Source organism: Caminibacter profundus (genome assembly GCF_054657155.1).
This window is the reverse complement of the sequence record NZ_BAAHXC010000003.1, coordinates 86,451-101,523: the sequence shown is the minus strand read 5'-3', so window position 1 is coordinate 101,523 and position 15,073 is coordinate 86,451. Positions and strand designations below refer to the sequence as shown.

Genomic DNA, 15,073 nt, shown 5'->3' with positions numbered 1-15,073 from the left:
CATTAGTTACCCTTTACTTGAGCTGTATGAGGATGATTTTCACCTGCATAAACTTTTAGCTTTTTAAGCATTTTTCTTCCAAGTTTTGTTTTTGGAAGCATACCTCTTGTTGCAAGCTTAAATAATTTCTCCGGATTATTTTTAAGAAGCTTTTCTACCGTTTCTTCTTTTACATGCCCAAAATACCCAGTATGTCTATAATACTTATCTTCTAATTTTTTAGCAGTTGAGAATTTTACTTTATCAGCATTAATAACAACTACATAATCACCACAATCTACATGCGGAGTATAGTAAGGTTTGTGTTTACCTCTTAAAATTGTAGCAATCTCAGTAATTAATCTACCAAATATTTTATCTTTTGCATCTATTAAAATCCAATCTCTTTTAACATCTTCAGGTCTTATAGATTTTGTAAATTTCATTATCACACCTTTTGTGAATTTTTTAGGTATGGAATTGTAGACAAGAAAACTTAAAAAAAACTTAATTTAAGCAAACTTTAAGATTATAATATGTTTGAAAATTTTAATATTAATTCAATTTCACCTGCCGGGATCCTGAGTTCACGTGAAATTTCCTCTACACTATATCCATTTTTATAAAGACTTAATATTTTATCTTCTTCGTGTTTATTAAGGTTACTAAAACTTAAACTATTTTTTTTAATTTGAGAATATATTTTTGAAACTTCATTTTCTATTTTTTCATAAAACTTTTTATTCTTCTCTTCCATAAACCTAATATCATCTACAATAGTTTCAACTATTTCTTCTATTTTTTCAACTGTTTTTATTGTATTATCTTTCTTAAGATCTTTTTTTAATAAAAACACTTCTTTATTTAGTTCTTCTAAACTTACTTCTATTGCTGCAAATTTTTGTTCTATTATTTTTTCTCTTTTTAAAATATAAAAAAATAAAAATAACATAAATCCACTTAAACCTATAAAAATTATTAAGATTAACTTATCCATTTTTTGATTTTAACTCCCTAATAATTGCTCTCTCTCTCGCTACAATAAATGCATTATAATCCCTAATATCTCTATCATGCATATGAATTATTTCAGCAGTTTTCTCATCAAGAGCTTTAAAAATCACTGGCACTACTCTTTTTGGAAAAACTGGTAAGTCTAACCTTGCATAATATTTTTGATTAATTTTAAATAGTTTATCTTTTATTCTAAAATGCTCAAACCCAACTGCTTCTATTTCATTTTTATATTCTAGTAATATAAGTTCTTTTTTTTCATTTTTTACAATTGAAGTCAGTTCATCAACTTTTCTATGAAGTGCTATTAATAATTCAAGTAATAATGGATCTGTATCTTTTGTCTCACCCCTTGCTTTTGCAAGCTTTATATATTGACCTATTGGATCATCAATTTCAGCTGATAGTTTATCAAATTCTTCTTTAAATTTATCTTTATATTCTTCAAATTCAATAGATATAAAAGCTGGAATAAATCTCATTTAAAAACCTTGTCAAGAGAAATTAAGACTAAAAAAAGTATACCTAAAAATCCATTAACATCAAAAAATGCTTTTGGAATATTTTGATAATCTTTAGCTATTAGTTTATGTTCATAATAAAGCATCAAAGCTGAAACAATTACTGCAACAAAAGCCCAAAACCCTAAATGTGCATACACAACAAAAAACATCCAAAAAACAACAGCTAAAATATGAAATAATTTTGAAATAAAAATAGCCCCCTTATCGCCTATAATAGCTGGAATTGAATATAACCCTTCTTTCCTATCAAACTCCATATCTTGCAATGAATATAAAATATCAAATCCCGCCACCCAAAACATTACTCCAAATGCTAAAAACACACTCCATTCTGGAATTGAATTACTAACAGCAATAGCACCTGCAATAGGGGCTAGTCCAAGAGATACCCCTAGCACTAAATGAGCAAGTTCACTAAATCTTTTAAAATAACTATATCCTCCAAGGATAATTAAAATTGGAATTGATAATTTAAAAGCTAAATCATTTATCATATATGCAGTACCTATAAAAATCAATGCATTAGCAGCTATAAATATTTTCATTTCTCTCAAACTGACTTCTCCCGTAACAGATGGTCTATTAGAAGTTCTTGGATTTTTTATATCTATATCTTTATCAACTAATCTATTTACTGCCATTGCAAAATTTCTAGCACTAGTGGCTGCTAAGATCCCAAGTATTAAAAGATTCCAGCCAAACCAACCATTTGCTCCAACAATCATTGCTATAAGAATAAAAGGTATACTAAAAATTGTATGAGAAAATTTAACTAATTCTAAATATTTTTTCATTTCCCACCTTAAAACAATATTAAAATTTGTATAATTGTAACAAAAAAGGATTAAATTGTTTGCACTTATAGGTCCTACTGCAAGTGGTAAAAGCAATCTAGCAATAAACTTAGCAAAAAAACTTGGATTTGAGATATTATCACTTGATAGTCTAAGTATCTACAAAGAAATAGATATAGCATCAGCTAAACCAAGTAAAGTTGAGTTAACAGAAGTTAAACATTACGGCATTAATGAGATATATCCAAATGAAAAATTTGATGTAAATAAATTTATAGAGATTTACAAAAACATTCCTCACAAAAATATTATAATAGTAGGAGGAACGGGGTTTTATCTAAAAGCAATGATTGACGGTATATCTAAAATGCCTAAAATATCAGAAGAAATTAAAAAAGAAGCAAAAAGACTTGGGTTTAATTTCTTAAAGAAAATAGACCCTATTTTTGCTTCTAAAATAAACCAAAACGATACATATAGAACCCAAAAAGGTATAGAAATTTTCTTAGCAACAAATATGCCTCCAAGTGAGTATTTTAAAAATAATCCTAAAGTACCAGTTCTCCCAAAAATCCCTATATTTGAAATAGCAATAGATAGAAATACTCTAAGAGATAGAATAAAAATTCGCACTCAAAAAATGTTTGAAAATGGATTAATTGATGAAGTAGCATACCTTGAATCAAAATACAGAGATAGGAGACTATCTAGTTTAAAGGCTATTGGAGTAAAAGAAGTCTTGGATTATTTTAATGGAATTTATGATAAAAAAACACTTTTTGAAAAAATAGTAACAAATACAGCAAGACTTGCTAAAAGACAACAGATTTTCAACAAAACCCAATTCCCTGATAAAATTTCAGCTCCCCTTGAAGAACTTGAAAAACTAATATTACTATCAATGAAAAATTAAAAATATCCTAATTTTGCAATATTTAATCATTGTCCATTGTCACTAATAAGGGTATTAGAGGTATTAGAGGTTTATAATATTTATAACCCATACAACTTCTACTAACCTATACTAACTTCTTTTGCATTTTCCATTATTTTAATAGTTCCATTGCATCTTTACATAATCCTTTCCAAAGCTTAGAATCTTTTATATTTAAACACTCCTCTAAATACTTTTTCTCTTTTGTTAAATTTGCCAGCATAAATAAAGCCCTTGCTTTATCTTCTCCTTTTACTCTACTTAATAGAGACTTTAGTACTTTTATTGCTTCTTTTTTATCTTTTGTATATTGTGCATAAACAAATTCAACAAATGGTGAATATGGAAATGCTTTAAATTTATTTTGTAAATCAATTGTCTTTTTAGCAAAACTAGCGGCCATTAAGTTATCGTTATTTTTAAGTGCCCAGTTTATTATTTTATTAAACACATCAGCATTTTGTATCTTATCAAAAGCTTCTAATTTTTTTGCTACTTTTAAAGATTCTTTTTTCTCATTTAAATTCCAAAGAGCAAAAAATTTATATCTAAGATATTTATAACATCCTTTTTTTAAAACATTACATAAATCATCAACTGCAGTTACTACATTTTTATAATCTTTAAGGGCCCAAAGTGCCTCAATTTTTCTTTTCATCCATTTTTTAAATATTTCATCATCTGCTAAGTTTAAATATTTATTACATATAACTGAAGCTAAATCATATGTTTTTGCTAACATTGCACATTCATATACTTTTTCATCAAATTTCTTATCAAGGATAATTTTATATTTTTTAATTAATTCAATTGCCTTAATACATTTATTTTCTTTTAAAAGCATTTTTATATATTCTTTTTTAACTTTCTTTAAAAACTCTTTTTTATCAGGAAAGATCTTTTCTGGAATATTTTTTAATTTATCCTCTAATTTTAAAATTTCATCATATTTTTTCAATTTAAAAAGTATTTTTGCTTTTTCTACAATAGCTTTTTTAGCAATTTCTCCTTGATAATTTTTAAGAATATTTTCAATATAATTTAATTTTTTTGTTAAATTGTTTTCTGGCAAATTAAATAATATCTTATCTCTAAGTGCTTTTGCAGCATCAGAATAATCTCCATATGAAAATTGTTTTAAATATTCTTCTATAAACTGCAATGCCTTTTTATAATCTTTATTTTCATACGACCATACAGCCAGTTTATAAAGAAGAGGTTCGTATAAGTCATCTAATTTTTTTAACTTTTTTAGTAAATCTTCACCTATATTTATTGCAAGAGAATATACTTTATGCTCAGCCAACATATTTGCTAGCTCATAAGCCTTTTTTTTGTCTTTTAGCAAAAACTTCTTATTAGCTTTATAAATTTTTTCATAATAAATAATTGCTTTTTTAATGTCTCCCTTATCAACATATCTACTTGCAAGTCTTGCAGCTGCAAGTGATGCAATATCTAAATCAGTTGTGGAGTATAATGCTTTTTTATAAAGTTTAAATGCTTTTTTTTCATCTCCCATCATAAAAAGTTGGTCTGCTAAATAAATCATAGCAAGATATGCATATTTTGAATCAGGATAGTCACTAATTATACGATTGAAATAATAACTTGCATCACTAACAAATCCTATTTTTGAATAGCTCTCACCAATAAGAAGTAATACTTCTGGAAGTTTTTCACTAAAGCTAAATCTTTTTATCCATTCCTTCCCGAGTTTTATCACATCTTCAAAATTTCCATTTTTATCAAAAATTTTTAATTTCATATATAATACATCTGAAATAAAGATAGAGTTTGGGTATTTTTTTATAAAATCATCTATTTCATTAGTTACATCTAACCCCTTTTTATATGCTTTTAAAATCTCAAAATATTTCATTAAATCTTGACTTTTGCCAGTATCTACTGGATTTAAGTTTTCATCAATAGCTCCTATAAAAGGCAAAAATGTATGCTTATAATAAAAGTTAAGTCCATTTAATTTATTATTTAAAAAGTGTTCATTTGCAATTATTACCCACTTTTTAGCTTTTGTTAATTTAAAAGGAGTAATTAGAGGAGAGTTATATAAATTGTCTTTAAAAGCATAAATCTTATAATTTCCTTTTACCTGAATATTTACAATAAACTTTTTATCAAACTTAGGTAGTATAGAAAAGAAATATGTTTTATCTTTAAATACAGGAGTAGTTGGAACTTTATCAAAAATACAAGTTATATTATTTTCTTGTGCCTTACACTCAAAAGGAAAGTCATTATATAAGGTTAATATCTCATATGACTTATTATCTTTTCCATAATCAACATTTATCTCCAAAGAAAATAATAAAATAGGAAAAAGAAGAAAAAAAATCAACTCAAACCTTTTTGATTATTATATCAAAAAGGTTAAAAACTTATAGTAGCATTGATTATATCTGCTGCAACTATACCAAAATAAATAGTACCAGCAAGTAATATAAGTTGACCAATTAAACTACCAGTTGACATAGAAGCAAAACTGTCAGTTTTTGATTCATCAAAATAAATATGCTTAATAACCCATACATAATATCCAACTGCAAGCGCAGAATTAAGTAGTGCTATTAATACAACCCACCAAAGCCCAGCATCTACACCTGCATAAAATGCTACTGCTTTACTTAAAAATCCTGCAAGAAGTGGAATACCTGCAAGCGAAAATAACTGAATTGTAAAAAATAGTGAATGTAAAGGTGCTTTTTTGTAAAGTCCCTTAATGTCTTCTAGATATTTTACTCCAAGTTCTCTTCTTAAATCATTTAAAATTAAAAATACACTTGTTTGCATAAAAATATAAGCTACTGCATAATATAAAATACCTGCATATGAGTAAGCACTCGCTGCTGCTGCAAATGGTATTAATGCATAACCACTATGTGCAATTGATGAATAAGCTAAAATTTTTGAAATTCTTTTTTGCCAAAGAGCCATAAAGTTCGCTAATGTCATCGTTAAAATTGCAAAGAAACTAAAAATTAAAACAGTAGCTAGTGGATAAGCAATTAAAAATTTATAAAATGCTTTAAAAGTAGCAAAAAGCATAACACTTTTAATTACCCCACTTAAAATTGCTGCAGCTGCATGATTTACTTGAGAATAAGCGTCTGCTGCCCATCCATGCATAGGAACTACTGTTAATTTATAAAAGATACCCGCTAACATTATAGCAACTGCAATTAATGTATATTTACCAGCTATATTCATCTCTTGATAATTGAAACTATCAGTAGTAAAACTAAAGAGTGCAAAACCAAGTAAAATAACACCACTTGCAACTGCACCTGCAATAAACGCTTTTATAGCACCTTCAGCATTATAAAAATTCCTAATGTTTGCCACCAAAATATAAGAAATCATAGCAATAACTTCAAATAGTACAATATACATAAAGAAATTGTTAGTCTCAAGAAATGCTAAAGATGCTCCAGCTAAGAAAAGCATTTGAGAAATTAAAGGCCTCTCAAATCCTGTTAAAGCTAAAGAAACTGCTGCTAGAGTCGCTAATAATACAAACTCCATCAATATGGTAGCATCATCTGCAAAAAAATAAGGGAATAAACTGTTTAAACTTTGGCCCTTGTAAATGAAATAACTTGCCATTACAAATGCTAAAACCGCAATTATTTTAGCAATTACAATATTGTTTCTATAAAATACCGGAACTAATAATCCCGCTGCTATTAATACTATAAAACTCATCACATCCCTCCAAAGAAGCTAAATGCTTTATTTGCCAAATCAAAAATAGGTTGAGGATTGATACCAAAATAAACAATTAAAATTGCATAAATAAAAAGAGCTAGTCTAAACGGTAAACTCATACTAAAATTAGCATTAATTACTCTCTCTCCCATAGAACCATGAATTGCACGTCTAACAGCCCAGATGATATATCCAGCACTAATAAGACCTGCTAACGCAATTACAGCAATCCACCATCCATAAGCTTTTACAGCTGATACTATAATAGTAAGTTCACCAACAAACCCCATAGTACCTGGAAGTCCCAGAGCAGCCATACCAGCTAATATAAATATAGCACTTACATATGAAGCTTTCCTCATCACACCACCCATTTCATCCATATACCAAGTATGTGTTTTATGATGTAACCATCCAGCAATCAAAAATAGTGGCGAAATTACTAGTGCATGCCCTATCATTTCGAAAAGCGCAGCACTAAGACCATCATAAGTCATTGTTGAAATTGCTACTACTACTAATCCCATATGAGAAATAGAACTATATGCAACCATCTTTTTAATGTGTCTTTCATATATAGCTAAGAAACCTGCATAAAAAGTTGTAATTAAACCAAACATTAACATCCATTTAGCAAACTGTAAAGTAGTAATTGGCATAAGTTCTACTGTAAATCTAATTAACCCATAAGCTCCCATTTTTAAAAGAACTCCAGCTAATAGCACAGAAATACTACCAGGAGCTTGAACGTGTGCATCTGGGAGCCATGTATGAAATGGAAATACAGGAAGTTTTGCTGCAAATCCTAAAAACATTAACCACCAAATAAGAGCAGGTGTTACAAGAGCTGTTTCTTTAATTAGCGTTAAATCCCAATATCCAGTCTGTTTATAAAGTAAATAAAATCCAACAAACATAAACATTGCAAATACATGAGTATAAATAAAGAATTTTATTGCTGCATAAATTCTATTTTCTGCTCCCCAAATACCTACTAAAAAAAGCATTGGTACAAGTGTTAGTTCCCAAAACATAAAAAACCATAAAACATTAGTAGTCATAAATACACCAAAAATAGGCCCACTAAACATTATAAGCAAGCTAAAGTATGCTGATTGTTTTTTTTCATTCCATGATGTAAGTACAACTAAAATTAAAAGTGCAGCAGTTAATAAAAGCATAGCAACACTTAATGAATCAATTTGTAAAGTAAGTTCAAATCCAAATTGCTCTACACTTAAAAAATTACCCAAAAATAAAAAGCCACCATCTTCTGGTAACATATTATACCAGTTAAGCGTAATTATAAATAATACTATAAACCAACCTAGTGCTATATACTTAGCAAAATGCTCTGCCCCTCTTGTTAAAAAGTACACGAGGGCTGAGAAAAAAATTGGTGCAAAAATTATATCTAACGCTACCATTTTATAGCCCCTTTACAATAATTAAAATTGCAATAACAATAATTGCTACCCCAAGGACAAATTGTCCCATATATGTACCAATTTTACCGCTATGTCCTGCTCTAAACCCTACATAAACAAGTCTTGTCATATCTACTGTTTTATTTACAACAAAATCTATTACATAAGTATCAAACCATCTAGCTGATGCTGCAATAGCGTTAACAATAATATTTTTTGAGATCCATGTAATCATAGCTTCTACATAATATCCATTAAATAACACTTGATGTATTGTTTGCACAAAATGATGTGAAGCAATTTTGTATAATAGATTTAGTCCTTTTACATATAATCCTACTACAATAAGAAAGATTAGTACCATGCTAGTTAGCATAAATGCACCAAGTCCTGCTACATGAGGTTCTATTACTTCTTTTCCTACTATAAAGTGAACTATATCCATTTGCCAAATTGAAATAAATAATGTAATAAATGCTAAAATTCCAAGCGGCAATCTTATCCATAGATTACTAGGAGAATGAACACTACCTTTCAGCTCCTCATTCCTTGGTTCTCCAAGGAATATTAAAATCCAAAGTCTAGTAATATAAGCAATTGATAAAAGTGCTGCAATAGTTACAAACGTTTTTGTAAAACCATTACCCCATTCCCATGCAGCTGCAACTACAAATTCTTTTGAAAAGAACCCACTAAATGGTGGAACACCTGCAAGACTTAAAGAACCCATTGCCATAAATAAAGCTACCCAAGGTGCTGTCTTAATAAGTCCTCCTAGTTTCCATGCATCCTTTGTATGATGAGCTATATAAATTACAGCCCCAGCACTTAAGAATAATAATGCTTTAAAAATTGCATGATTTACTAAGTGAAGCATACCAGCAGCAAGGCTTCCTACTCCAAGCCCTACAAAAGCAATTGAAAGATGCGACATAGTTGAGTATGCTAATATTTTTTTAATCTCTTTTTGAACTAGTGCTGAAGTAGCTCCTATAAATGCAGATAGTGCTGCAACATTTGCTACTATAAAAAGTGCATCCGTATAAGCAAAAAAGTCAAACAGTCTTGCAACAATATAAATACCACTATTAACCATTGTAGCACCATGAATTAGTGCTGAAACTGTAGTTGGACCTTCCATTGCATTCATAAGCCAAGGATAAAGTGGAAATTGACCTGATTTTCCAATAGCACCCATAAAAATAAATAACGCAACTACTAAAGCAAGAGTTTTATCAATTTGACCATTATTAGCCATCTCATTTAACTCTACTAAATTTACACTACCTGCATAATAAAAAAGTAGTGCAATAGCTGCTAAAATAAATATATCCCCAAATCTTGTATATAAAAATGCCTGCATTCCTGCATTAGCAGCAGAGTTTTTATAATACCAAAAGCTAATTAATGCGTAACTAGCAAGTCCCATAAACTCCCAACCAATAAACGCACCAATTAAATCTTTTGTAATAACAAGTAGTATCATACCACCAATAAAAAATAGTACTTTTGCATAATATCTAGCCTGGTCTGGATCTTCTCCCATATAGTCATGAGCAAAATGAATATCTAAAAACCCTAGCCCTGTTGCCACTAAAAGCATTATAATAGACAAATGGTCAATATAAATACCAAAAGGAATTTGTATATTTCCAAAAGCAATCCAAGTATAATCAATATCAATTACATTACCCGAATATTTAAAAAATAAAACTAAACTTGCAATAAATAAAATTGCTCCTACTACCTCTGCTACCCAAAAAGCTAATTCTTTTTTAGCTTTACCAATAATATACGCTAATACGGCTCCAATATAAGGAGCGATTAATAGTGTTAATACTGCATTATTCATCGCTCACCGCCTTATCAAGATTATCTGGAATAATTTCACCAGTCATTCTATTAGCTAAAATAAATATTAGTACTCCTGCTGCTGCTTCTAAAGTTGCAATTACAATAATTACATATGCAATTGCAAGTCCTTTTGTTAATCCAAAATTGTATGCTGCACTAGCAAGTAATAAAATTACTGCATTTAAAAGCATTTCAAGAGAAAAGAAAATTTTCAAAAAATCACTTTTACTTGTAACTCCATAAAGACCTACTCCAAAAAGGATAATAGCCGCAATGGCATCAATGTAAAAATGTACCATTTTTATTCCTTTCCATGTTTTAGTGTATGTAGCATTCTAATACTTCCATATAATATACTTGCTGCCACAACACTCATAAAAATTGCAACTTCAGCATAAAAATCAGTAAAAATTTTAACCTGATCTTTTAAAGGTATTGCTTTTCCTTGATATGGCATTTCTGGTAATAAAAATGGTACTATCATAAGTCCAATAAGCACTAGAGTAACTATTGAAACTGCCCATGGTCTTAATGTAAATTTCGGAAACTTTGAGCCTACTACAGTTACTCCAAATAGAGTTAAAACAACAATACCCCCTGTATATACAAAAATTTGAAAAAGGCCTAATAATTTTTCACCCATCACAATATAATAAATACCGAGTAAAAACATCATCATAACAAATGCAATAACAGCTGGGACTGTATTTTTTTGAGCCAAACTCATTACAGCCAAAATAATGGCTAATGCAAGGATTAATACACTCATTTTTCATCTCCTTTGCTTGCATTTGCTTTTTCAGTTTCTTTTTCATCTTGCTTTTTAGCTTCATCTTTTTTCTTCAATCTTTCAGCTTTTTTTCTAGCTTTCTCCTCTTCTTCACGTTTTTTCATTTCAATCCATTCCTCAGGCACATCAACCCTAACCCAAAAATCTGTAAGAGTTTGATGATCACCATCTGTTACCATCTCAATATCACCACCACTTAGTTTAATTGCTTTTTCAGGTTTTGTAGGGCAAACATCTTCACATAGCCCACAAAAAATACATACAGCTAAATTAACTTCAGGTATAATTTTTGGTTTTTTAATTGGAAGTGGTTTCATTTTAATTGCATCAACAGGACATATTTTATTACATGCATCACAACCAATACATAATTCATATTTAATTACGTGTTTTCCCCTAAACATAATGGATTTATGAGCTGGCTCTTTTACTACATCCTTAATTGCTATCCTAGGTTCTCTAAAAGATTTCATAACCCTTATAATTTTTTCACCAATTTCAAATATCATCTTACGCTCCTAAAATATATAATCTTGCAAATGTAACCCATACAAGGTTTAAAACTGCCATAGGTGCTAGCCAACTCCAACAGAATTTAAGCATCTGATCAAGTCTAAGTCTTGGGTTACTTGCCCTAATTGCTACCATTAAAACCGCAAGAAGTGCAATTTTCAAAAATAACCACCAAAAACTATCAAAAAACAGCCCTCTATATCCACCAAAAAACAGTACAACTGCTGATGCTGAAACTACTAAAATCTCAGTAAATTCAGCAAATTTAAGTAGTGTATAATTAGTCCCTGCATACTCTGTATAAAAACCATACACTATTTCTTGTTCTGCATCTGGAATATGAAATGGAGGTTGTTCTAATATCCCTAGCATTGCTATAATATAAATAATTGCACCTGGAAGTAAAATTAAAGTTGTAAGCCATGTATTGCTATACATAATTTCATAAAGATTCATTGTACCAAATAAAATAGCAGGAGATAGTGCCGCTAAGAAAAATGGAGCTTCCATCGATACCATTTGAGCAAGTATTCTCATACCTCCAAGAAATGAGTATTTATTATGGCTTCCAAAACCAGTAAGAAATAATAAAAATGGCTCAACTCCAATTAAAACTACAAGTCCAAGTACCCCATAATCTGTATCTAAAATTCCATGCCCATTATTAATTAATGGAGTCCAAGGAATTAAAATAACCGGAAGTGCCGCAACAAGTGGAGTAATAATAGGAATAATATTAAACAAATACGGATCAGCCGATTTTGGTGTAATTGATTCTTTTGTTAAAAGTTTAAATACATCCCAAACTGTCTGTAATGATCCAGCCGGTCCATTATAGTGCGGTCCCACCCTTTTGTGAATATAAGCTAAAGTTTTTCTTGAAAAATAAAATACAAAAAATGTCCAAGCAAGTAAAAATAAAAGCCCTGGAAAAACTAAAATATAAAATAGCATTTCTCCTATACTCATTTTATCCTCCTATCTATCTAAATCACCCTGACAGATATGCATGCTACCATACAATAGAGGAATATCTGAAAGAGTGTGTCCTGGTAATAAATGTTCTAACATCATAGTATGATTCACACTTGGTGCTTTTATTTTTAGTCTATAAGGAGTTGTTGCTTTATCCATTGTTACTAAATGTATTAAAATTTCTCCTCTTGCCCACTCAATTCTACTAACTGCTTCTCCTGCAGGTAATTTTTTTGGCATTTTTACTAAATGGTCTTTTTTTGGATCCATTTCGCCAGCTTCTATTCCTGCTTCTATTTTTCTTTTTGCTTGTTTTATTAAATCAATCGCTTGATTAATTTCTTTAAAAATTATATAAAGCCTATCTCTTGCATCACCGTTTTCACAAGTTACATAATCCATTTCTAAATCTGCATAACCAGCATATGGTTCGTCAATTCTTACATCAATTTTAACTCCACTAGCCCTTGCAACAGGTCCTGATAAGAAATATTTTTCAACATCTTCAGCACTAAAAACTCCTGTACCCTTAGCCCTAACAGTCATTAATGGATTTTTTAAAAACACTTCTTCTATATCAGGCTTTACTTTTTCCCACTTTTCAATTGCTTTGTCAACTCCTGCAAACCAAGTTTTATAATCATTTAGTGGGAATCTAACGCCTCCTGGTTCTATACATGCAGTTGCTATTCTAGCACCACTATAATCCTCTAACACATCTAAAAAATACTCTCTAACGTCCAAACACCACATAAGAAATGTTTGAAGACCCATTGTTCCAAAAAAACCACCCATTGAAATAAGATGAGAAGCTATTCTTCCTGTTTCACCTAAAACTACTCTCATATATTTTGCAAAAGGAGTAATTTCTTTTCCAGCAATTTCTTCAACTGCTTGAGAATAACAAATCATAGGATTTGGATTATCCATAAAACAGATTCTCTCAACTGCTACAATAGCTCCTATAAAATCCTTTCTCTCAGACAAACTCTCCAATGCCCTCCAAACATACCCAATGTCAGGTTCTACTTTTTCTATATTCTCACCATTTGTATAAACCTTTAATCTAATAGGTCCACTTGCAGGATGAGTTGGTCCCCAGTTAAGTATAGTTCTACTTCCTTCATGACCATTGGCTTTTTCATATTCGTCATACTCTTCAAAATACTCTTCTGTAATAGCGTTTATATTATCAATTAATTTCTCTTCATGAGCTTTCCAGTCAAAATCTTTTCTAAATGGAAATTTTCCATAATAATCTCTACTAATTAAGAAAAATCTAAGATTTGGGTGGCCTTTAAACTTAACTCCAAATGTAGAATATGCTTCAAGTTCATGGTAATTAGCACTTGGCATAATAGGAGTTATTGAGTCTATTTCACATTTTTCAAGTTCCCTTGGCAAGTCAACTTTTAACCAAACATTTTTTTTATTAATTAATCCTTCTAAAAAGTAATTAACCTCAATTCTTCCCTCATCAATAAAATCAGTAGGAGACACAGTAGCACAAGACTTAATCCCTTCTTCTTTTAATGCTTTTATAACAGGAATTAAGTCTTCTTTATTTTTCAGTTTTGCTTTAACCCAAGAATTTTTATAGTCTTCTACATACTCCATATCAAATTTATTTAACACTTCTTTTATTCTATCCATTCTTATCCTTTTTTGCTTGTATATTTGTAAGTTATTGGCATAAACTTACAACATAATCTATCCAATAACCAATGACAAATAACAAATTTTCCTAAAACTTCATTTGTTTCCAAAGTCCTCCCTGACTTGAAGCACTTGGCTCACCTCTTTTGATTTTTTCTTTAAGTTCCTCAAGTCCTGCAATAATAGCTTCAGGCTTTGGAGGACATCCTGCAACAAACACATCAGCCGGCAGTATTTCAGTCATATTTTTAATAACTGATGGTGAGTCATTATATGGACCTCCATCATAAGCACATGCACCAATTGCTACAACATATCTCGGTTCTGGCATCTGTTCATATGTCCTAAGAAGAGCCGGTAAAATTTTTTTACTTACAAGTCCTGTAATAAAAATAATATCAGCTTGTCTAGGAGTTGGGGTCATCATATACCCATATCTCTCCCAGTCATATCTTGGTCCCATAGCTGCAAGCATCTCAAGAGAACAACATCCACTACAAAAATGAACAATCCAAGGAGACTTACTTCTCGCATAATTAAAAAAATCAAGCACTTTTAACATTTCTATACTCCTTCATACTTACTGTTATTGCTACAAATAACAACATTCCAAATACTATAGCCCATGTTAAAGCTTCAGTATTGTCTGCAAACACAAATAAACTAAAAAACAGTCCAGCCATATCAAACACAATAAAAGCAATTGCAAAAATAAAATACCCAAAGTTTGCTTTCATAGGTACTTCACTACTTGGCGGAAGACCACATTCAAAATGGTCATTTTTAATTTCACCAGGATTATAGGGGGCAACTACAATTCCAAGGAAATATAACAGTAATACACCAGCTAATATTCCGGAGCTATAAATTAAAATAGTCTCCATTTT

The 15,073-nt window shown here is 30.1% G+C and carries 16 protein-coding genes; 1 reads left to right on the top strand and 15 read right to left on the bottom strand.

What is annotated here, in order from left to right; all coding sequences use genetic code 11:
- Window positions 1–2 precede the first annotated feature (2 nt).
- From rplM to mqnP, 4 genes are all read right to left on the bottom strand, one after another.
- Window positions 3–425, bottom strand: a complete 423-nt coding sequence (gene rplM, locus ACYQ1U_RS08385) for a 50S ribosomal protein L13 (protein ID WP_459886738.1) — start codon at window positions 423–425, stop codon at window positions 3–5.
- A gap of 83 nt (window positions 426–508) precedes the next feature.
- The gene (locus tag ACYQ1U_RS08380) at window positions 509–976 is read right to left on the bottom strand and encodes a DUF6115 domain-containing protein (RefSeq protein WP_459886735.1); all 468 of its coding nucleotides are present in this window, start codon (window positions 974–976) and stop codon (window positions 509–511) included.
- Window positions 969–1,475, bottom strand: a complete 507-nt coding sequence (locus ACYQ1U_RS08375; protein ID WP_459886732.1) for a hypothetical protein — start codon at window positions 1,473–1,475, stop codon at window positions 969–971. The genes ACYQ1U_RS08380 and ACYQ1U_RS08375 overlap by 8 nt, the downstream gene beginning before the upstream one ends.
- A complete protein-coding gene (gene mqnP / locus ACYQ1U_RS08370; protein ID WP_459886729.1) occupies window positions 1,472–2,311 on the bottom strand; it encodes a menaquinone biosynthesis prenyltransferase MqnP in 840 nt (279 codons plus the stop codon). The genes ACYQ1U_RS08375 and mqnP overlap by 4 nt, the downstream gene beginning before the upstream one ends.
- 55 nt (window positions 2,312–2,366) lie before the next feature.
- On the opposite strand from mqnP, the gene miaA reads away from it, so the two are divergent.
- A complete protein-coding gene (gene miaA / locus ACYQ1U_RS08365) occupies window positions 2,367–3,224 on the top strand; it encodes a tRNA (adenosine(37)-N6)-dimethylallyltransferase MiaA (protein ID WP_459886726.1) in 858 nt (285 codons plus the stop codon).
- Window positions 3,225–3,357: 133 nt separating this feature from the next.
- On the opposite strand, the gene ACYQ1U_RS08360 is transcribed toward miaA, so the two are convergent.
- From ACYQ1U_RS08360 to ACYQ1U_RS08310, 11 genes are all read right to left on the bottom strand, one after another.
- The gene (locus ACYQ1U_RS08360) at window positions 3,358–5,604 is read right to left on the bottom strand and encodes a tetratricopeptide repeat protein (protein WP_459886723.1); all 2,247 of its coding nucleotides are present in this window, start codon (window positions 5,602–5,604) and stop codon (window positions 3,358–3,360) included.
- A gap of 32 nt (window positions 5,605–5,636) precedes the next feature.
- A complete protein-coding gene (locus tag ACYQ1U_RS08355) occupies window positions 5,637–6,968 on the bottom strand; it encodes an NADH-quinone oxidoreductase subunit N (RefSeq protein ID WP_459886721.1) in 1,332 nt (443 codons plus the stop codon).
- Complete coding sequence (locus tag ACYQ1U_RS08350) at window positions 6,968–8,398, bottom strand: complex I subunit 4 family protein (protein ID WP_459886718.1); 1,431 nt, start codon at window positions 8,396–8,398, stop codon at window positions 6,968–6,970. The genes ACYQ1U_RS08355 and ACYQ1U_RS08350 overlap by 1 nt, the downstream gene beginning before the upstream one ends.
- 1 nt (window position 8,399) lies before the next feature.
- Complete coding sequence (locus tag ACYQ1U_RS08345) at window positions 8,400–10,250, bottom strand: NADH-quinone oxidoreductase subunit 5 family protein (protein WP_459886715.1); 1,851 nt, start codon at window positions 10,248–10,250, stop codon at window positions 8,400–8,402.
- Window positions 10,243–10,551, bottom strand: coding sequence for an NADH-quinone oxidoreductase subunit NuoK (locus ACYQ1U_RS08340; RefSeq protein WP_459886712.1), 309 nt, complete (start codon window positions 10,549–10,551; stop codon window positions 10,243–10,245). The genes ACYQ1U_RS08345 and ACYQ1U_RS08340 overlap by 8 nt, the downstream gene beginning before the upstream one ends.
- 2 nt (window positions 10,552–10,553) lie before the next feature.
- The gene (locus tag ACYQ1U_RS08335; protein WP_459886709.1) at window positions 10,554–11,021 is read right to left on the bottom strand and encodes an NADH-quinone oxidoreductase subunit J family protein; all 468 of its coding nucleotides are present in this window, start codon (window positions 11,019–11,021) and stop codon (window positions 10,554–10,556) included.
- Window positions 11,018–11,551 carry a 4Fe-4S binding protein gene (locus tag ACYQ1U_RS08330; protein WP_459886706.1) on the bottom strand — a complete coding sequence of 178 codons (534 nt, stop codon included), beginning with the start codon at window positions 11,549–11,551 and terminating at the stop codon, window positions 11,018–11,020. Before ACYQ1U_RS08330 ends, ACYQ1U_RS08335 begins: the two co-directional genes overlap by 4 nt.
- A gap of 1 nt (window position 11,552) precedes the next feature.
- Complete coding sequence (locus ACYQ1U_RS08325; protein WP_459886703.1) at window positions 11,553–12,524, bottom strand: complex I subunit 1/NuoH family protein; 972 nt, start codon at window positions 12,522–12,524, stop codon at window positions 11,553–11,555.
- Window positions 12,525–12,533: 9 nt separating this feature from the next.
- Complete coding sequence (locus tag ACYQ1U_RS08320; protein ID WP_459886700.1) at window positions 12,534–14,183, bottom strand: NADH-quinone oxidoreductase subunit D-related protein; 1,650 nt, start codon at window positions 14,181–14,183, stop codon at window positions 12,534–12,536.
- A 91-nt stretch (window positions 14,184–14,274) separates the two neighbouring features.
- On the bottom strand, window positions 14,275–14,748 hold the full coding sequence (locus ACYQ1U_RS08315) for an NADH-quinone oxidoreductase subunit B (RefSeq protein ID WP_459886698.1): 474 nt from the start codon (window positions 14,746–14,748) through the stop codon (window positions 14,275–14,277).
- Window positions 14,732–15,070, bottom strand: coding sequence for an NADH-quinone oxidoreductase subunit A (locus ACYQ1U_RS08310; protein WP_459886695.1), 339 nt, complete (start codon window positions 15,068–15,070; stop codon window positions 14,732–14,734). The genes ACYQ1U_RS08315 and ACYQ1U_RS08310 overlap by 17 nt, the downstream gene beginning before the upstream one ends.
- Window positions 15,071–15,073 lie beyond the last annotated feature (3 nt).